The organism is Bradyrhizobium sp. GW821-FHT13H05 (assembly GCF_058804065.1).
In genome coordinates, this window is the sequence record NZ_JBXAPO010000011.1 from 131,070 (window position 1) to 148,965 (window position 17,896).

16 protein-coding genes are annotated in these 17,896 nt (G+C 64.7%); 7 read left to right on the forward strand and 9 right to left on the reverse strand.

Features of this window, described 5'->3' with window-relative positions:
• Positions 1 to 94: 94 nt before the first annotated feature.
• The 3 genes from AC1RR3_RS27965 to AC1RR3_RS27975 all read left to right on the forward strand — a co-directional run bounded on the left by AC1RR3_RS27965 (position 95) and on the right by AC1RR3_RS27975 (position 3,398).
• Complete coding sequence (locus tag AC1RR3_RS27965; protein WP_492826688.1) at positions 95 to 961, forward strand: DUF2147 domain-containing protein; 867 nt, start codon at positions 95 to 97, stop codon at positions 959 to 961.
• Between the two features lie 102 nt (positions 962 to 1,063).
• Positions 1,064 to 2,899, forward strand: a complete 1,836-nt coding sequence (locus tag AC1RR3_RS27970) for a glycosyltransferase (protein WP_492826690.1) — start codon at positions 1,064 to 1,066, stop codon at positions 2,897 to 2,899.
• Between the two features lie 148 nt (positions 2,900 to 3,047).
• Positions 3,048 to 3,398, forward strand: coding sequence for a hypothetical protein (locus AC1RR3_RS27975; protein ID WP_492826692.1), 351 nt, complete (start codon positions 3,048 to 3,050; stop codon positions 3,396 to 3,398).
• A gap of 42 nt (positions 3,399 to 3,440) precedes the next feature.
• On the opposite strand, the gene AC1RR3_RS27980 is transcribed toward AC1RR3_RS27975, so the two are convergent.
• From AC1RR3_RS27980 to AC1RR3_RS27995, 4 genes are all read right to left on the reverse strand, one after another.
• On the reverse strand, positions 3,441 to 6,158 hold the full coding sequence (locus AC1RR3_RS27980; protein ID WP_492826694.1) for an autotransporter family protein: 2,718 nt from the start codon (positions 6,156 to 6,158) through the stop codon (positions 3,441 to 3,443).
• Between the two features lie 109 nt (positions 6,159 to 6,267).
• Positions 6,268 to 6,441, reverse strand: a complete 174-nt coding sequence (locus AC1RR3_RS27985; protein WP_492826696.1) for a hypothetical protein — start codon at positions 6,439 to 6,441, stop codon at positions 6,268 to 6,270.
• 142 nt (positions 6,442 to 6,583) lie between these two features.
• A complete protein-coding gene (locus tag AC1RR3_RS27990; RefSeq protein ID WP_492826698.1) occupies positions 6,584 to 6,988 on the reverse strand; it encodes a (R)-mandelonitrile lyase in 405 nt (134 codons plus the stop codon).
• 16 nt (positions 6,989 to 7,004) lie between these two features.
• Positions 7,005 to 7,703 (reverse strand): ribonuclease activity regulator RraA, encoded by a 699-nt coding sequence (locus AC1RR3_RS27995; RefSeq protein ID WP_492826700.1) that lies wholly within the window; start codon positions 7,701 to 7,703, stop codon positions 7,005 to 7,007.
• A 255-nt stretch (positions 7,704 to 7,958) separates the two neighbouring features.
• On the opposite strand from AC1RR3_RS27995, the gene pxpB reads away from it, so the two are divergent.
• The 3 genes from pxpB to AC1RR3_RS28010 are packed head-to-tail and all read left to right on the forward strand — an operon-like array spanning position 7,959 to position 10,520.
• Positions 7,959 to 8,690 carry a 5-oxoprolinase subunit PxpB gene (gene pxpB, locus AC1RR3_RS28000; protein ID WP_492826702.1) on the forward strand — a complete coding sequence of 244 codons (732 nt, stop codon included), beginning with the start codon at positions 7,959 to 7,961 and terminating at the stop codon, positions 8,688 to 8,690.
• Positions 8,687 to 9,724, forward strand: coding sequence for a 5-oxoprolinase subunit C family protein (locus AC1RR3_RS28005; RefSeq protein WP_492826704.1), 1,038 nt, complete (start codon positions 8,687 to 8,689; stop codon positions 9,722 to 9,724). The genes pxpB and AC1RR3_RS28005 overlap by 4 nt, the downstream gene beginning before the upstream one ends.
• Before the next feature lie 28 nt (positions 9,725 to 9,752).
• Positions 9,753 to 10,520 carry a LamB/YcsF family protein gene (locus tag AC1RR3_RS28010; protein WP_492826706.1) on the forward strand — a complete coding sequence of 256 codons (768 nt, stop codon included), beginning with the start codon at positions 9,753 to 9,755 and terminating at the stop codon, positions 10,518 to 10,520.
• Positions 10,521 to 10,627: 107 nt separating this feature from the next.
• Here AC1RR3_RS28010 and AC1RR3_RS28015 read toward each other — a convergent pair whose 3' ends face one another.
• The 5 genes from AC1RR3_RS28015 to AC1RR3_RS28035 all read right to left on the reverse strand — a co-directional run bounded on the left by AC1RR3_RS28015 (position 10,628) and on the right by AC1RR3_RS28035 (position 16,450).
• Entirely contained in the window at positions 10,628 to 10,780 is a 153-nt protein-coding gene (locus AC1RR3_RS28015) for a hypothetical protein (RefSeq protein WP_014495196.1), read from the reverse strand.
• Positions 10,781 to 10,980: 200 nt separating this feature from the next.
• Positions 10,981 to 12,588, reverse strand: coding sequence for a sulfite reductase subunit alpha (locus AC1RR3_RS28020; protein WP_492826709.1), 1,608 nt, complete (start codon positions 12,586 to 12,588; stop codon positions 10,981 to 10,983).
• Entirely contained in the window at positions 12,585 to 14,366 is a 1,782-nt protein-coding gene (locus AC1RR3_RS28025) for a NirA family protein (RefSeq protein WP_492826711.1), read from the reverse strand. Before AC1RR3_RS28025 ends, AC1RR3_RS28020 begins: the two co-directional genes overlap by 4 nt.
• 333 nt (positions 14,367 to 14,699) lie before the next feature.
• Complete coding sequence (locus AC1RR3_RS28030; RefSeq protein WP_492826713.1) at positions 14,700 to 15,863, reverse strand: CmpA/NrtA family ABC transporter substrate-binding protein; 1,164 nt, start codon at positions 15,861 to 15,863, stop codon at positions 14,700 to 14,702.
• On the reverse strand, positions 15,860 to 16,450 hold the full coding sequence (locus tag AC1RR3_RS28035) for an ANTAR domain-containing response regulator (RefSeq protein WP_492826715.1): 591 nt from the start codon (positions 16,448 to 16,450) through the stop codon (positions 15,860 to 15,862). Before AC1RR3_RS28035 ends, AC1RR3_RS28030 begins: the two co-directional genes overlap by 4 nt.
• A gap of 111 nt (positions 16,451 to 16,561) precedes the next feature.
• On the opposite strand from AC1RR3_RS28035, the gene rimO reads away from it, so the two are divergent.
• Positions 16,562 to 17,887 (forward strand): 30S ribosomal protein S12 methylthiotransferase RimO, encoded by a 1,326-nt coding sequence (gene rimO, locus AC1RR3_RS28040; RefSeq protein ID WP_492826717.1) that lies wholly within the window; start codon positions 16,562 to 16,564, stop codon positions 17,885 to 17,887.
• Positions 17,888 to 17,896: the final 9 nt, after the last annotated feature.

Here is a 17,896-nt window from a genome sequence, read left to right on the forward strand (position 1 = left end):
CGACTCATACGGACAACAGTGATCTAGATCACTTTTTGCGGTCGAACCGGCGCGTATGCGTCGGTGCGGGGACCATCTGTTCAGGAGATGCGAAATGAGGAAGCTGTTGGCCACGGCCGCATTCCTTTTGGCGAGCACCGCTGCACAAGCACAGTACTCTTTCGAATATGGCGGGCGCACCATCCGCATCGATCCCGACCGCGGTACGGTTCAGATCCCCGGCGTCTACGACAACACCGGCCAGGGCAAGGCCAAAAAGGCCAAGAAGAATGAGACCAAACCGGACCAGCAGGCGCCCCAACAGGCGAAGGTCGATCCGCAGCCGCCGGCACCACCTGCCATAGCCCCGCCGCCCGCAGCCGACCCGGCTCCCGTCCTTGCACCCGCCGCGGCAGCACCGCCGCCCGCTCCGCCTCCGCCGACCGCGGCGACCAATGCCCCCGCCGAGACGGCAGTTCTGCCCCCTCCAGCGCCTGCTCCGGTCGAGCCGCCGGCGGCTCCCGCCGTCGCACCACCGCCCGCCCCGACCGTGGCTGCCGCGCCCCCGGCGCCGCCTCCGCCCCCCGCTCCGCCTCCTGCCCCCGCCCCCGTTCAAGCGGCTGCCGTGGCGCCGCCGGCTCCCGCAGCCACAGCGCCCGCACGCGATCCCAATTCACCGCTCGGCGTCTGGCTCACCGAGGAGAAGGAAGGCAAGGTCCGTATCGAACAATGCGGCAGCAATCTCTGCGGCTATTCGGTGGACAGCAAATCGAACCAGAACGGCGAGCAGGTCCTGATCAACATGAAGCCCGGCAAGGACCAGAACAAGGACCAGAAATGGTCAGGCCGGATCCTCGATCCCAATACCGGATCGACCTACGATTCCACGATCGCCCTGAAGGGCACCGATCGGCTCCGCGTGCAGGGCTGCGCGTTCGGCGGCATGTTCTGCGGCGGCCAGACCTGGACGCGGGTGAACTAGGATCGCGCGCGCCAGACCCATCCAGCGACACGGACCTCAAGCTCCGCGAACACTGTTCCTGTGCCATGGCAGGCAGACGAACAGCTTCCTGAGATCAGGGGATTGGCGTACACGTCCACAAGCGCGCACGCGCGTTTGTTGGGCCCCTTGATGACTTTGCCACCCGCTCGAAAAGGTCCCGTCGGGCCGAGGATCGTCATTCCGGCTTTTGCGAGCTTCGGCGTATCCGGCCATTCATTCAACGAGCTCCTGCATTTCAAGAACGAAAGCGCCGATATCGGCCTGACGCCCCGGATCCTGGTGCCTCGCGCAACTGACGAGCGACTTGCCGCGGAAATCGGGGCGGAGCGCGTTCTGGAGACGCTCCCGGCCTTCGAGGTCAACGCCGGGAATTTCGTTCTGTCCACGGTGACATTCGCCGACACCGCGCGTCTCTTCGCCCCATTCGGCAGCTGGCTGGATGCGGAAGGCCTCTGCTCATCCGACATCATCTACTTTCCGCGAGGGCACCCCGTGCTCATCAGCGGCATCGGCAAATGGCTCTCGGAGCAGCAGGACGGCAAGCGGCCGGCTGTGTTTTTCCGCATCATCGGGGACGAATTGACGGACCTGGACACGGGACGTTTCAAGCCCCGGGCTGCGTTCTACCGACTGGCGTCCGCTGATCTCGACAATGCGCGAGCCCGAGACCGTGTGTTCTTCCTCGTGAACTCATGGGGCAAAGCGCGCTCGGTATCCCGCGTGCTTCGCCGGCGTCCTTTCATGATGCAGCACCATTTCGGCAGGCCGCCGGATATCACGACGGCGCCGGAAGCCGTCGACCCCACGGTCTATATTCACGTGAACAGCCGATCAGGCCGATGCTTGACCGATCTCGGCGAGACCATCAGGCGCGTCCACGCGCTCGTGCCCGCCACAAAATTCCTGATCAAGCCTGCCGGCGATATCGCGGAGACCATCGCCGCTCTCGATCTCGGCCACAGTCCGCTCGTCGCGCTTCTTCCGCTGCAAATGAGCACGACGGAGTATTTTGGGAATCTCGCACGATCGACGCTTGTCGTGTTGGCCTACGAAGCGCAGCCTTATCGGTTTCTGACCTCCGGCGTCTTCACGGAAGCTGCCAGCCTGGGCAAGCCCGTGATCGTGCCTGATGGCACCTGGATGGCTGACAAGATCGCGGAGGGCTACGGCGTCGGCCTGTCGTTTGCGGATCATGCGAGGCAAACATTGGCCGACGTCATTTTGCAAGGCCTCGAGAACGCGCACCAACTCACTTCTGCTGCACGAGAGCTCGCTCCCGGCGTCGCGGAGGAAACCGGTTTGCCGCGGTTCATCGAAACCATGGTCTCACTTTCCAGGACTGCTCCCGACATAGAGCCGGGTTACCGGATTGGCGACGAAATCGATTTCGGCGATGCGCTGGATTCACGCGGCTTCATGGGGAACGGCTGGTCGGAAACCGAACCATGGGGCACATGGAGCGTTGGCAGCCGCGCCGAACTGTCGGTGAAGCTCAGTGCGAAATCGGATAGACAGCTTTTCCTCAACGCTTTCGCGTTTGCCCAATTGCCGCGGCAAGACCATGAGGGTGTAAATGTCCGCGTTCACTGCGGCGATAGACCTATGGCCGAGTGGACGTTCACGCCCGCAGAAGCACAGGGCGGTGGACCGCGCTGGGTCTCGGCACCGCTTCCTGCACCTGATCATCTCGAAGATGTCCTGGACTTCGTCTTCGAGATCGACGGCGCGACGTCGCCCCACGCCGAGGGACTGAGCCATGACAGGCGGGTTCTCGGGCTCGGGCTTTGCAAGCTGTCGATTACCGAGACGGCGGCAGCCTCCGTGGTCCCCATCGAGCAAGCGCTCGAGCAGGAGCCGCCGCCCGCTCCTCAAAAGGCCCGCCTGCTGGCGCGGCTCGTCAATCGGATGAAGACCTGACCGGACACCTGTCAGCCGGCGCCGAAACCGCCGCAGTCTGGCGCAAGGTGCGCTACGTCACAGAGGCCTCTCGGGGCGTGACACCTCTCACATCGCCCGCCCCTCGCCCGTGGCACGGTCCACGCAGGCTCAACCACAGGGGCGTGCCATGAACGGTTTTCGCAAGTGCCTTTTCGCCACGATCGTCGCCATCGCGTTACCGGTCGCCCAGGCCAGCGCCAGCACCTTCGACGGTGCCTGGAATGTCCGCATCTCATCCTCGAGCGAGACCTGCGGCAACGGCGCGACCGTCGCGATCGGCATCAACAACGGTCAGGTTGCATCGAGCAGCGCGGCAGTAACGGCATCGGGCCGGGTTGCGGAGGCCGGCAGCATCAACGTCACCCTGAGCACCGGCATCAAGCGCGCCGTCGGCTTCGGCCGCCTCAGCGGCACTTCAGGCTCTGGCACCTGGCGCGGGCCCCTGTGCACGGGCACGTGGACGGCGGAGAAACTGTAGAAGCCCGTGCGGCTGCTGCTCGGCGGCCGCTCTCGTCCCATCTCACCAAACCACCCGCAAGCCGCCGGTGCCCTTGTAGCCGTAGTTCCCGGCGGGCGCCTGGAGGCTCGCGCGGTAGGTCGCCTCGCCGAACACCGTGTAGCGACCGTTTGCCCAGCTATAGCTGCCGCCGCCGCCGATGCTGCCCCACAGCCGGTCGTTGGCGCTGCCGAAACCGGTGCCGGCCACATCAATCCGGCTGCCGTCCAGAAACTCGTAGTGAAGATTGCCGATCGCGTAGAGGTCCGAGCGAACGATTCCCGAACCGTCGTTCCAAATCCTCTGGTGATCGACTGACAATCCGACGCGGCCGAGCAGGCTGTCGGCCTTGCTCAAGGAGACGAGCGCGCCAAACCGATCGGTAAAGGCATCGAAGTCGACCTTCGAATACGACAGTTGCACCTGCGGCGTCAGCCAGAAGCCGTTGCCGACTGCGATGCGCCTGCCGCCTTCCGCGCTGAAGGTGTAGCCGAAACCTTCATTGCCGTGGGTCATGCTGCCGGCCAGGGCCGACGACAGGTCGCTGTGATAGAACATGGTCTGCGCCTGACCGTCGACATAGATGCCGTCATGTCCGTACCAGGTGGCGGTCGCTCCGACGCCCGTTCCCTCGGCACGTATGCGCCCGTTGCCGAAGAACGAGCTGACATCGGCGGTGGTCACGCCATATTGCGCGGTCAGGCCGACGATCAATCGGCCACGGCCGTTGTCGAGCGCAATGCCGTCGAGGCCGGTCTGTGCCTTTACCTCGTCGGCCTTATAGGTGGAGCTTGTGGTGTTCGTGGGCTGCAACGCAAGTTGACCGCCCTCGATGCGCCCCCAGAACGCCGATTGCGTCCACGAACCATCCGAAGCCTGCGTGTTGGATACGCCGGCACGCGCCATCGCTTCGCTGCCACTCCAATAGCGGCTGCCGACGCGCTGGCGCAGGCTCGGCGCCTGGTTCATCCCGAGCAAGACCTGTCCGTAGTTCTCGTAGAGGGGAACACCGGGTTGGTAGAGCGGTCCCGTCGGCGCCGTGGCCGGGGGATTGATGAGGCTGGAGCGAAGATACCAGTCGCCGTCGGTCGGCGAGCTGATGCCGTTCTTTTGCAGCGTATAGGCGTAGGCGCCACCGACGACGGCCTGCTGGCCGTTGATGACGTAGTTGCCCAGCAATGCAAAGGTGCCGTTCGAAGCACCGGTGACATCGATCACCTTGATGCCTCCGACAGTCTGCGCGCCGGAACCGCCGACATTGGTGATCCGCAGCGTCGATGCGCCCGACGTGCTTCCTTGCACCACCATGCGATCCGTAGCCGAGCCGTCACCGCCGAGTGCGGTGCTGAGGGCAAGTGTGCCGCCGCTGCCGACATAATTGCCTGACACCGTGAGCGTGGCTCCCGGAACGCCACCGGTCAGCACCGTCCCGGCATTGTCCAGCGAAGCCATGGTCTGACTGAAGCCGTTCAGGTCGAACGTTCCGCCGGCACTTGCAACATAGGCGGAGGTGGCGCTGAAAGCGCCCGCAGCGCCGGCGCGGAGCGTGCCGCCGGTCACCTGGGTCGCGCCGCCATAGGCGTTGCTTCCCGACAGCGTCTGCGTGCCGCCCGTGACCGTCAGCCCGCCGGTGCCGTTGATGATGCCGGAGAACGTATCACTTGCGTTCGTGACGATGAGGTTCTTGGCGCCGAGCGTGACAGTCCCGGTCCCCGCCAGGCTCTGGATGTGCGAACCAGTTCCGTTGATGGCCGAAATATCGAATGTTGCATTCGCGACCACCCGGCTGGACGTGGCAAGGGCGTCGTCGGCAGAGCCAGCCGGGCCCGTCAACGCGAGCGTGCCCTGCTGAATCACCGTTTCGCCGGTGCGGGTGCTCGTAGAGCGGAGGCTCAAGGTCCCAGCACCGGTCTTGGTCAGTGCGCCGACGCCACTGAATCCGAGCGTGCCGACGGTGAATCCGTTGGTATCGACCGTCAGCCCGCCGGCGGCGACATTGATCTGGGTGATTGATCCGCCAAAAAAGTTGCTGTTGCCGGCCAGGGCGCGGACGGTGCCACCGTCAAAATTCATCTGCCGCGCGCCGGCGCCCGCAACCAGACCGGTTGTCTCCAGAACGCTTCCGCCGCTGATGTTCAGCGTGCCGAAACCTGCAGCAAGGTTTCCGAGCCTTAACCCGTTCTGGGCGACGACGGTCGCTCCATCCGCAATGTTGAGTGTACCGTTGCCGGAATTGCCGATGATGAACGTCGTACTGGATACGATCCACCGCGATCCGGCGCCGGTCACCGTCACGATACCGGTGCTTCCCGTGCCCGAACCGATGAAAGACTGGGTGCCGCCGCTCGTCAGCGTGCTGCCGTTCTGAATTGTCAGGCTGCCGGACGTTGCTGCTGCCTGAGCGACGCCAAAGTTGGCCACCGCGGCCGACGCAGCACCGCCGACGCCGAGGATGGTCGGATTGGGGGACACTGTATTGATGGCGGCCGCGGCACCGGCACTGGGCAGGATTCCGCCTGCCCAGTTGGATGCCACGGTCCAGTCGGAACTGGTGCTGCCGTTCCAGCCCTGCGCTGCCGCAGATCGCGGCAGCAGCGCCGATAGCATGGCCACCGAGATACTCGTCAGCAGCAGACGACGGAATTGAGCGCCTCTGCGAGAAAGTAGTGATCGCGCTTGGTTCAACTGCCGCTTGTCATCGATCGGTCGTGAAATCGCTGCTGCCCCGATGCATTGGCGCATGGCGCTCACTTCCTTGTTTTTGGTCTTGTTGCGCAGCCTCGATCGGCAGCTTGTAGTCTCGCCGATGTTCGACGACAGCGGAATGTTTCTGATCGTTACGATATGTCACTCACTGTAAACCGGTCAACAATGCGCTGGCTGCGCGAGGTTGAACCGGGAAAACTGTGTTCTCGATGCAACGTGCACGCGACGGAATTAACGCGCCGGTAACCAGCACGCGTCCCGTCGACCTCGCCGCACGCACGCTTCCAAAAGCAATGTATTCGGTGACGAGCGTCGCCATCGCGCCGTCTCACCATAAGCCGCGTGTCGGCAATGCTTGACCGAAACTCCTCCGGCTGTCGGACGAGTTACAAAAAACCGGCCTCAAACGACAACGCACCGCCGAGGCGGTGCGTCGCGCGTCCTTGATATGCGCCGTGAACCTAACCGACCGGCGTCGAATATTCCGCGTCCGTCACCGGCTCCAGCCACGTCGAGTAGACGCCGTCGAGCGCTTCCTGCATGGCGATGTGGCACATGCCGTTGGTCGGCGACCCGCCGTGCCAGTGCAGCTCGTTCGGCGGAATCCAGACGGTATCGCCGGGACGGATTTCGATGACAGGCCCGCCTTTGGTCTGGACGCGGCCGACGCCCGAAATCACGTACAGCGTCTGCCCGAGCGGATGGTGGTGCCAGTTGGTGCGCGCGCCCGGCTCGAACGAGACGCGCGAGCAGTTCAGCCGTGCGGGCGCCGGCGCCATGATCACGGGGTCCTGCCACACGGTGCCGGTGAAGTTTTCCTTGGGCGCGCGGCGTGTCGGCCGGGTGCCTGCAACAGTGATCTCCATGGGGTCCTCTCTTCTGTTACTTCTTGCTGGCGACATAGCGCGCCTTGGTTTCGGCGTTCATGGGATAGAGGCCCGGCAACACCGCGCCGTTGTTCACCTCGTTGACGATCCAGGCTTCCATGCGTTCCTGCTCGACGCCTTCATTGAGCACGTGGTCGAGCATCGCCTGCGGGATCAGCACGCAGCCGTCCTGGTCGGCGACGACGATGTCGTTCGGGAACACGGCAACACCGCCGCAGCCGATCGGCTCGCCCCAGCCGACGAAGGTGAGGCCCGCGACCGACGGCGGCGCGGCATAGCCGTCGCACCACACTGGCAGGTTAGTGCCGAGCACGCCCTCGACGTCACGCACCACGCCATCGGTGACGAGCGCGGTGACGCCGCGCTTCATCATGCGCGCGCAGAGGATGTCGCCGAAGATGCCGGCATCGGTGATGCCCATGGCATCGACCACGGCGATGCAGCCGTCCGGCATCGCCTCGATCGCGGTGCGGGTCGAGATCGGCGACGACCAGGATTCCGGCGTCGCCAGGTCCTCGCGGGCCGGCACGAAGCGCAGCGTGAAGGCCGGTCCGACCAGGCGCGGCAGGCCCGGACGCAGCGGACGCGCGCCGCGCATCCACACGTTGCGCAGGCCCTTCTTCAGCAGGACCGTGGTGATGGTGGCAGTGGTGATGCCGGCGAGGGTCTTGCGGGCTTCGGGGGACAGCGACATGGACGAGAACGAGCTCCGAGGTGCGGGAAACAACGCGCGCATCTTGCGAGCCGCAGCCCTTGCGTCAAGGGCCAAAAGGCCGACGAGAGCGCAGGGCCGCAGGGCTGTTATGCGACGCGATAACAAGGCTTTATCGCGCCCCCCTGCATTAATTTATTGGACTTGCGGGCGCATTTACGCGAAGCAGGACAGCGCGGAACTCAAGGATGAGCCCGCGTTTCCTTTGAAGCCCGATTTCGACAGCCCGACAGCTCAATGGCCGCGACGCTTCCTCCGCCCCGCCTTCTGCCCAGTGGTGACAGTGCCGTCACGGTCGAGTTCAGCCGCACCATCGACGACGCCGCCAGCGAGCGTGTGCTGGCGCTCGACAAGGCGCTTGCCGCAAACCCCATCGACGGCATCACCGAGACGGTGCCGACCTATCGTTCGCTGCTGGTGCATTACGATCCCGGCAAGATCGGCTTCGACGCGCTCGGCGAAAAGCTGCTCCCGATCGCCAGCCAGCCGCTGCCGCCGGCCACGAAAGCGCGGCGCTGGCGCATTCCCGTGGCCTATGGCGGCGAGCACGGCATCGATCTGGAGGATGTCGCCAAGGCGCTCAACACGACGCCCGAGGACATTGTCGCCCGCCATTCCGGCGGCGATTATCGCGTCGCCATGATCGGCTTCACGCCGGGCTGGTCCTATCTCAGCGGCCTCGACAAATCGCTGCACATGTCGCGGCGGCAGAGCCCGCGGCTGTTCACGCCAGCAGGCACGATCTCGATCGGCGGCATCCAGGCCGGGATCCAGTGCCTGGCAGCCCCGAGCGGCTGGCACCTGCTCGGCCGCACGCCTGTGCGAACCTATCAGCTCCACCGAAATCCGACCTTCCTGACCGAACCCGGTGATCGCGTGACGTTTTTCGCCATCGACCACAAGACCTTCGATGAGCTGGACCGCGCCGCCGAGGCCGGCGAGATCATCGCCGAGCAGGTGACGGCATGAGCCGGCTCGTGATCGCCAGCATCGGCCCTGCAAGCTCCGTCCAGGACGGTGGCCGCCACGGCGCGCAGCGCTACGGCTTGACGGTCAGCGGGGCGATGGACCGGCTATCGCTCGCGGCAGCGAACACGCTGGTCGGCAATGAGCCGCTCGCAGCCGCGGTCGAGATCGGCCCGTTCGGCGCCACCTTCACCGCGCGTGACGGCGCCGTACGCGTCGCGATCGCAGGCGCGCCGCGCAATGCTGATGTCGCGGGACGACCGGTCGCCATCGACACCTCTGTGACGCTGAAGGACGGCGAGACGCTGACGCTCGGTTTTGCCCGCGGTGGTGCGTTCACCTATCTCGCGATCGAAGGCGGCCTCAAAGGCGAGCGGGTCTTCGGCAGCCTTGCCGTGAATGCCCGCGCCGGCCTTGGCAGCCCCTACCCGCGCCCGCTCCAGACCGGTGACGAATTCACCGTCGATGCCGCAAGCGGCGCACCCGAGCTGCGCATCGAGCTGCCGAAGCCAGCGACAGGTCCTATCCGCGTCCTGCTGGGGCCGCAGGACGACGAGTTTGACGACGCCAACAAGGCGCTGTTCCTCGACAGCGAGTGGAAGATCTCGGCGACGTCGGATCGCATGGGCTACCGGCTCGAGGGACCCGCGATCAAGCATCTGCACGGCCACAACATCGTCTCCGACGGCACGGTCAACGGCAGCATCCAGGTGCCCGGCAATGGCGCGCCGATCGCGCTGATGATGGACCGCGGCACCTCGGGCGGCTATCCCAAAATCGCAACCGTGATCACGGCCGATGTCGGCCGCCTCGCGCAGACCTCGGCGGGAACGGCGTTCCACTTCAAGCAGGTCAGCATGGCCGAGGCGCAGGATGAGGCGAGGAAGTTCGCGCAAGCGATCCGGACTCTGCCGGACCACCTGCGCTCCTCCGACACCATCGAACTCAACATCGAAGCGCTCAGGGATGCCAATGTCGCAGGCTATGCGGTGAGCGCCGTCGATGCCGGCACGTGGCAGGTTACGGCGGAACCATAAGCAACAAGACCTGAGGCGGAGAGCAACCATGAAGACAGTCGATCTCAATTGCGACCTCGGCGAGGGTTTTGGCGCCTGGGAGATGGGCAACGATGCCGAGATGATCGAGCTGGCGAGCTCGGTCAACGTCGCCTGCGGCTTCCATGCCGGCGACCCCGATATCATGCGGAGGACGGTTGAGCTGGCGAAGGCGCGCGGCGTCTCGGTCGGCGCGCACCCCGGTTATCGCGACCTGCACGGCTTCGGCCGGCATCCGATCGCGGGCCTGAAGGCGTCCGAGATCGAGAACCTCGTCGCCTACCAGATCGGCGCGTTGCAGGCGATCGCGACCGCGGCCGGCCACAAGGTGACGCATGTGAAAGCGCATGGCGCGCTCTCCAATGTCGCCTGCGAGGACGACATGACGGCGAAGGCCATCGCCGCCGGTATCAAGGCGGTCGATCCCACGCTGATCTTCGTCGTGCTGGCCAATTCGAAGCTGGTGAAAGCAGGCGAAGCCGCCAATCTGCCGATGGTGCACGAGGTGTTCGCCGACCGCGCCTATGAGGACGACGGCAACCTCGTCTCGCGCAAGAAGCCCGGCGCGGTGCTGCACGATGCCAGGGCGATCGCCGATCGCGTGGTGCGGATGGTGCAGGACGGCGCGGTTGTCTCGGTGACCGGCAAGGTGATCAAGATGCGGACGGATACGGTCTGCATCCATGGCGATACGCCCGGCGCGGTCGAGATCGCGCGCGGCCTGCGTCAGGCGTTGAAGGATGCGGGGATCGAGGTCGCGCCGTTCAAGCGCGGGTGAGGCTTCTTCGTAGGGTGGATTAGCGAAGCGTAATCCACCATGCTTCAGCGAATGCGGGACGCAGTTGGTGGGTTACGCCTTCGGCTAACCCACCCGACGCAGTCACGTCAGAACGGATGCACCGACAACGTGCCGAACACGATCGCGGCGATGACCGCAAAGGCGCTGTAGAGCCCAACATGATGCATGCTCGCACCGGTCCGACGCGAGAGCGAGCGCGCGTAGAAGTGCAGCCTGGCTTCCGCCGATAGTTCGCGCATGGTCGATCTCCAACGCCCCATTTGCGCGATTATGAAGGATCGACCGGGGTGTCAGGCAAGAGTCCGGCGGAAATAGCGATGCGGGTTCTCTGAAGAGCCCGCGTCGCAGGAGCAAATTCTCTTCATCCCAAGGTTCCGAGAATCTTATTCGTTCAAATCCGAGCCAGTTGGAACCGGCTCGAATGACGGTGGGATGACAGTCAGTAGACGTCAGCCTGGAAGCGGCCGGTCTTCTTGAGCTCGGCGACAAAACTGACGGCTTCGTCGGTCGATCGTGCGCCGAACTGGGCGACGATGTCGACCAGCGCGCGTTCGACGTCCTTGGCCATGCGCTTGGCATCGCCGCAGATGTAGAGATGCGCGCCCTCGGCGAGCCAGGTCCACAATTCGCGACCGACCTCGCGCATGCGGTCCTGCACGTAAAACTTCTTGTCGCCGTCGCGCGACCAGGCCAGCGACAAGCGCGTCAATTGACCCGACGTCTTCATCGCATTGAGCTCTTCCTGGTAGAAGAAGTCGCAATCGCTGCGCTGGTGGCCGAAGAACAGCCAGTTCTTGCCCGGCGCGCCGGTCGCCTTGCGGTCGAGCAGGAAGGCACGGAACGGCGCAATGCCGGTGCCCGGACCGATCATGATGACGGGCGTCTTGGGATCCTCGGGCAGGCCGAAACCATGCGCCTTCTGCACATAGACCTTGAGCTTGTCGCCTTCGCCGATGCGCTCGCCGAGGAAGGTCGAGGCCACCCCGATGCGCTTGCGCTTGCCGATGACGTAGCGGACGGAATCGACCGTCAGCGACAGTTTTCCCGGCGTCGCATTGTGTGAGGACGAGATCGAATAGAGCCGCGGCTGGAGCGGCTCCAGCGCCTCGACGAAGGCCTCGGGATGCGGCCGGACGCCCGAAAACTTCTGGAGTGCCGCCATGACGTCGAGGGTGGCGGCGTCGCCATCGGGATCCTCGCCCTGCGCCAGCGCCCGCGCCTTTTCGCGCTGCGCGCCGCCGGTGATGAAGGAGATCAGCTCGAACAGCGAATCCGGCGCCGGCGACAGCGAGACGTCGTCGATCAGAACCTCGCGCAGCGTCTTGCCGTTCACCTTGGTCGTATGGGACGCGCCGAGCAGTGCAATGATCTGGTCGACGAGGCCGAGATCGTTGCGCGCGAACACACCGAAGCTGTCACCGACCACGTAGTCGAGCTTGCTCGCGGAGAGATCGAACTCGACGTGATAGGTCTCCTTCTCCGACTTCCCCTTGTTGAGAAGGCGCCGCGACAGGAAAGTCGCTTCGGTCGGGTTGTCGCGGGAGCGGCCCGGCTCCGCGATCGTGACGGTCACGGCCGGCGCGGCCACTGCATCCGCCTTGTCACTCGCCTTGGCCGCCGGTGCCTTGTCCAGCTCCTCGTAGAGCGACTTCAGCATCCGCGCGGTTTCTTTGCCGCCGGGAACGCAGAGATTGAGCCGCGCTTCGCTCTTACCCGCAATGGCCTCCGAATAGTCGTTGCAATTGTAGCCGCACTGGCCGCAATCCTGCTGCGCCATCGCCGCCATCATCTTGCGGCGCACGGGGCGGCCTTCGGCGAGCTTCATCCGGTCGGCGATCGGCATGGTCTGGTCGTGCCAGGGGGCTTCGCCATCATCGCCGTCGCCGGCCTGCATGACGGCGGCGCCCTGCTCCGCCGACAAGGGCGTAGCCACATCAGGCGACAGCAGCCCGGCAAAGAAGCCGTTCAGCCAGGAGCGCTGCGCGTCGGAGAACGGCGCGCTGGCCGGAATGATGTCGAGTTTCGGCGGAGGCGTGATCTGGTTCATGCGGACACCTGTACATCGGCAAGCTTGCGCAGCGTTTCGCCGTCATGGCGGCGCGCAAAGGACAGGAAGGTTTCATCGGGCGACGAGCGATGTGCGATGTAGGCCTTGAGCAGCCCCTCGACCGTCTTCGGCGCGTCCTCGGCCTTGAGGTCGTGATAGACCTCCTGCCCGACATCGGCATCAGCGCCGAACCCGCCGCCGGTGAAGAGGTGATAACCCTCCACCGTGTCTTCGTCGTTGATCGGCACGCGGGCACCGATCAGTCCGATGTCGCTGATATAGTGCTGCGCGCAGGAATGGTGGCAACCTGTCACGTGGATGTTGACCGGCTTGTCCATGTCAACGCGCGGCTCGCACCAGTCGCCGATCTCGGCGGCATGGCGCTTGGTATTCGATGCTGCGAAGCGGCAGCCGGCATTGCCGGTGCAGGCAATCAGGCCGGCGCGGATATGCGAGGCCTCGACCGCAAGCCCGATCTGCTTGATCGCGGCAATGGCAAGCTCGACATTCTCGTCACGCACACCCGGGATCAGCAGGTTCTGCCAGACGGTCAGGCGGATCTCGCCGTCGCCGAGGTCTCGCGCGACCTTGGCAAGGCCCCGCATCTGGTCGCAGCTGATCTTGCCGAGCGTCAGCGACACGCCGATCCAGTTGAGGCCGTCCTGCTTCTGCTTGTGCACGCCGATATGGGCCATGCGATCCGACGCGGGCCGCGGCGCGAACGCCTCTTCCGGCACGCGCGTGAACGGCGTCTTCAGTTGGTCCTCGACGAGCTTGAGAAAGCCGTCATGGCCCATGGCGTCGAGCACATATTTCAGCCGCGCCTTGTTGCGGTTGGTGCGATCGCCGTGCTCGATGAACACGCGCACGATGGCGTCCGCGACGGCGGTCGCCTGCTCCGGCTTGACGATGATGCCCGAGTATTTTGCAAAGTCCTTGTGGCCGGTGATGCCGCCAAGGCCGAGGCGGAACCAGACCCCGGGCTCGACGCCGAAACCGTCCTTCACCTCATAGGCCGTGAAGGCGATGTCGTTGGTCTCCTCGAGCACCGCGATCCTGCCGGCACCGTCGAAGGCGACGTTGAACTTGCGCGGCAGGCCGTAGAGCGAACGGTCATTAAGGATGTGATAGTGCCACTCGCGCGCGAAGGGACGCGTGTCGATCAGCTCCTGCGGATCGATGCCGGCCGTCGGCGTGCCCGTCACGTTGCGGATGTTGTCGGCGCCGGAGCCGCGCGAGCACAGGCCGAGATCCTGGATGCCCTCGATCAGCAGAACAGCGTTCTTCGGCGGGATTTCGCGAAGCTGGAGATTGGCGCGCGTGGTGGCGTGGCTGTAGGGACCGCAGAGATCGTCGGCAAGATCTGCAAGGCCCGACAGCTGCCAGTGCTTCATGATGCCGTTCGGGATGCGCAGCCGGCACATGTAGGAATCCTGCGTCGGCGCGACGTAGAAGATGCCGTAATAGCGCCAGCGGAAATTGTCGACCGGGCTCGGCGGCGCATTGTCGCGTGCCTGCTGGCGCAGCCGCGGATAGGCATCGAACGGATGCTCATCGCGCTTGAACTTTTCCTGGTCGGCGAGCTTCTTGCCCGACGCGACGACCTTGTCCTGCGCCTTGATGTGCACGGCATCGGGGCCGGTCGGCTCGGCATTGGCCTTGCCGGCGCCGCCGCCAAGACCGCGACCGACGCGGCTGATCTGCAAACCGGTCGTGAAGCCTTCGAGATAGCGTTTCTGCTCGTCGGTAAAGTCGACGGAGACTGTTTCGAGTTTCATGGGCGGTAACGAAGCTCCTGCGGCCACCTCAGTGGTATCGACGGAATGAGTACGACCCGCGAGAAACCCAGCTGGCCCAAGGCCTGCCTTGCTTCCCGACGGTCCAATCAGCTTCGTTGCTGTGGGACTTGGCTCAGCAGGCATCTGTGACTAGCTGGCCGCACTGCAACATACAAGTTGCGTGCCAGCTTCAAAGAAATAGAAATAACTGTGATTTCAGTTGGTTAGGCGCTAACCGGAAAGATCCCGCGCCGGGAACTCTCATGAAATTCGAGCAGCCCGCTCAAAATTTAGCCGAGGATGTCGAGCGCTCAAAAACGGTGCAGGACCGAATCAGACCTTCCAGCGCCCGACTTCGAAAGCCCTGAGGTGCCCCCGAATGTCGTCGGGATCAAAGGTGGGGCCGGCGAATGCGCCGAACGCGGCGGGTGCCTCGGCGGGCGGCTGCTGGCCCAGGGCTGCGTCGTAAAGATCGGGCCTGAACACGGCCATCGCCGTCTTGACGCCATCAGGCGTCAGCGCCGTCTGTCCCCAGCGCACCATCTGCGCGTAGAGCCAGGCGGCCTGGACCGGATCGGGGCGCCCTGCCCCTTCACGCCCGACCAGGAGGTACCGACCGCTTTCGCGGAAAGTCCCATCGGGCGAGATCTTCAGGCGGCCCGTGAGGGTGCGCTGGATCACCTCGGCATCGACGCCGATCCGCTCCGGCTGCGCCAGGATGCGCGCGGCCTCGATGCGGTTCTCGGGATGCTCGATGAACTCAGCGGCTTTCACCGCCGCGCGCACCAGGCTAGCGACCACGTCCGGATTCTTGTCGGCCCAGCTCTGGCGGACTGCCAGCACCTTCTCCGCGGCGCGCACCAGGATGTCGGAAACGAAATGCAGAATGTGGCCGATGCCGAGATCGACCGCGACCGAATTCCAGGGCGCGCCGACGCAGAACGCATCGACATGGCCATTGGCGAGGCTGTCCACCATGTAGGGTGGCGGCAGCACGACAAGCCGCACGTCCTCGTCCGGATCGACGCCGGCCGCCGCCATCCAGAACCGCAGCTGGTAATTGTGGGTCGAGAATGGAAAGGTCATGCCGAAGGTCAGCGGATCGGCACCCAGCTTGCGCCGCCTGGCGACCACCTTCGCCAGCGCCTTCGCCGTGACAAGCGGATCGAACCGGTCGCCGTCGATCTCCTCCATCAGCGCGGCATGGAGCGCCGGCGAGACCGTGATCGCATTGCCGTTGATGCCGAGATTGAAGGGCGCGGCGATCGGCACCTTGACGTGGCCGAGCCCGAGCGAGGACGCGATCGCGACGGGCGCCAGCAGATGGGCGGCGTCGAACAGGCCGATATTGAGCTTGTCGCGGACGTTGGACCAGGAGACTTCGCGCACCAGCGTGACGTCGAGGCCTTCGGCGGCGGCGAAGCCCTTATCGACGGCGACGATCAGGGCGGCGGCATCGACCAGCGGGATGAACCCGATGCGGAGGGGAGCGGTCATTTCAGCATCTCCGACGCGGTGATGATCGACTGGGCGATCTCGCCGATTTTCTTCTTCTCGCGCATCGCGGTCGAGCGCAGCAGCACATAGGCCTCGTCCTCGTTGAGGCCCTTCACCTTCATCAGAATGCCCTTGGCCTTCTCGATGATCTTGCGGTCCTCGAGCTGCGACTTGGTGCGCTCCAGCTCCTCCTGGAGTTTTGCGAAGGCGTTGAAGCGGGACACGCAGAGGTCGAGGATCGGCTTGATGCGCTCCTTCTTCAGCCCGTCGACGATGTAGGCGGACACCCCCGCCTCCACCGAGGCCTGGATCGAGGATGAATCGCTCTGATCGACGAACATCGCGATCGGCCGCCGCACGGCGCGGCTGACCTGGAACATCGCTTCCAGCACGTCGCGGCTGGGGTTTTCCAGATCGATCAGGATGATGTCGGGGTCGACCGCATAAATACGGGCGAGCAGGCTCTGCATCTCGCGGATATGGACGATCTGCGTGAATCCGGCCTCCCGCAACCCCTCCTGGAGGATCGCAGCCCGGATCGGGCTTTCGTCGACAATCACGATTTTAGGCGACTGTTCGGCGCTCATAGCTCACTCGCAACCCGGCGATTCATCCATAGCATGCCGGATGGCGATGCAAAGGGTTGTAATTATGGGCAATTGGGACTAGCTCAAACCCGTCAATCAGGCAGATCAGATATGGATCAGACGGCTGCGCCCAAGGTCAGCTTCGTGTCGCTCGGGTGTCCCAAGGCATTGGTGGATTCCGAGCGCATCATCACACGCCTGCGCGCCGAGGGTTACGAGCTCGCCCGCAAGCATGACGGGGCTGACATCGTCATCGTTAACACCTGTGGCTTCCTCGACAGCGCCAAGCAGGAGTCGCTGTCGGCGATCGGCGAGGCCATGGCCGAGAACGGCAAGGTGATCGTAACGGGCTGCATGGGCGCGGAACCCGAGCAGATCGAGCAGGCCTATCCCGGCGTGCTCTCCATCACCGGCCCGCAGCAATATGAGAGCGTGCTGGACGCCGTGCACCGCGCGCTGCCGCCGGCACACAATCCGCATCTCGACCTGGTGCCGCCGCAGGGCATCAAGCTGACGCCGCGCCACTACGCGTACCTGAAGATTTCCGAAGGCTGCAACAACCGCTGCACCTTCTGCATCATCCCGAAGCTGCGCGGCGATCTCGTCTCGCGCCCGGCCAATGACGTGCTGCGCGAAGCCGAGCGGCTGGTCGGCGCCGGCGTCAAGGAACTGCTGGTGATCTCGCAGGACACCTCGGCTTACGGCGTCGATCTCAAATACGCCGAGAGCCCGTGGAAGGATCGCCAGGTCCGCGCCAAATTCCTCGACCTCACGCGCGAGCTCGGCGAGCTCGGGGCCTGGGTCCGGCTGCAATATGTCTACCCCTACCCGCATGTCGACGAGGTCATCGCGCTGATGAACGAGGGCAAGGTGCTGCCCTACCTCGACATCCCGTTCCAGCATGCGAGCCCCGAAGTGCTGAAGGCGATGAAGCGCCCGGCGGCGCAGGATAAGACGCTGGCGCGGATCAAGCGCTGGCGCGAGGAATGTCCCGATCTCGCTTTGCGCTCGACCTTCATCGTCGGCTTCCCCGGCGAGACCGATGCCGACTTCGCCTATCTGCTCGACTGGCTCGATGAAGCCGAGATCGATCGGCTCGGCTGCTTCAAATACGAGCCCGTTGCCGGCGCGACGTCGAATGCGATCGAGAATCCGGTGCCGGAAGAAATCAAGCAGGAGCGCTACAACGCGCTGATGGCCCGCCAGCAGAAGATTTCCGCGCGCCGCCTGAAGCGCAAGGTCGGCACGCGGCAGCAGATCATCATCGACGAGGTCGGCCCGACGGTGGCCAAGGGCCGCTCCAAGGCGGATGCGCCGGAGATCGACGGCGCGGTCTACCTGTCGAGCCGCCGCCCGTTGCGCGTCGGCGAGATCGTCACCGCCAAGATCGAGCGCGCGGACCAGTACGACCTGCACGGCAGCGTCGCGGGGTTCTGACGGCGACCG

Bases quoted from the DNA above. Each gene is read 5' to 3' on its own strand.
- AC1RR3_RS27965 (WP_492826688.1), top strand. From the start codon at position 95: ATGAGGAAGCTGTTGGCCACGGCCGCATTCCTTTTGGCGAGCACCGCT.
- AC1RR3_RS27975 (WP_492826692.1), top strand. From the start codon at position 3,048: ATGAACGGTTTTCGCAAGTGCCTTTTCGCCACGATCGTCGCCATCGCG.
- AC1RR3_RS27980 (WP_492826694.1), bottom strand. From the start codon at position 6,158: ATGCGCCAATGCATCGGGGCAGCAGCGATTTCACGACCGATCGATGAC.
- AC1RR3_RS27985 (WP_492826696.1), bottom strand. From the start codon at position 6,441: ATGGCGACGCTCGTCACCGAATACATTGCTTTTGGAAGCGTGCGTGCG.
- AC1RR3_RS27990 (WP_492826698.1), bottom strand. From the start codon at position 6,988: ATGGAGATCACTGTTGCAGGCACCCGGCCGACACGCCGCGCGCCCAAG.
- AC1RR3_RS27995 (WP_492826700.1), bottom strand. From the start codon at position 7,703: ATGTCGCTGTCCCCCGAAGCCCGCAAGACCCTCGCCGGCATCACCACT.
- pxpB (WP_492826702.1), top strand. From the start codon at position 7,959: ATGGCCGCGACGCTTCCTCCGCCCCGCCTTCTGCCCAGTGGTGACAGT.
- AC1RR3_RS28005 (WP_492826704.1), top strand. From the start codon at position 8,687: ATGAGCCGGCTCGTGATCGCCAGCATCGGCCCTGCAAGCTCCGTCCAG.
- AC1RR3_RS28010 (WP_492826706.1), top strand. From the start codon at position 9,753: ATGAAGACAGTCGATCTCAATTGCGACCTCGGCGAGGGTTTTGGCGCC.
- AC1RR3_RS28015 (WP_014495196.1), bottom strand. From the start codon at position 10,780: ATGCGCGAACTATCGGCGGAAGCCAGGCTGCACTTCTACGCGCGCTCG.
- AC1RR3_RS28020 (WP_492826709.1), bottom strand. From the start codon at position 12,588: ATGAACCAGATCACGCCTCCGCCGAAACTCGACATCATTCCGGCCAGC.
- AC1RR3_RS28025 (WP_492826711.1), bottom strand. From the start codon at position 14,366: ATGAAACTCGAAACAGTCTCCGTCGACTTTACCGACGAGCAGAAACGC.
- AC1RR3_RS28030 (WP_492826713.1), bottom strand. From the start codon at position 15,863: ATGACCGCTCCCCTCCGCATCGGGTTCATCCCGCTGGTCGATGCCGCC.
- AC1RR3_RS28035 (WP_492826715.1), bottom strand. From the start codon at position 16,450: ATGAGCGCCGAACAGTCGCCTAAAATCGTGATTGTCGACGAAAGCCCG.
- rimO (WP_492826717.1), top strand. From the start codon at position 16,562: ATGGATCAGACGGCTGCGCCCAAGGTCAGCTTCGTGTCGCTCGGGTGT.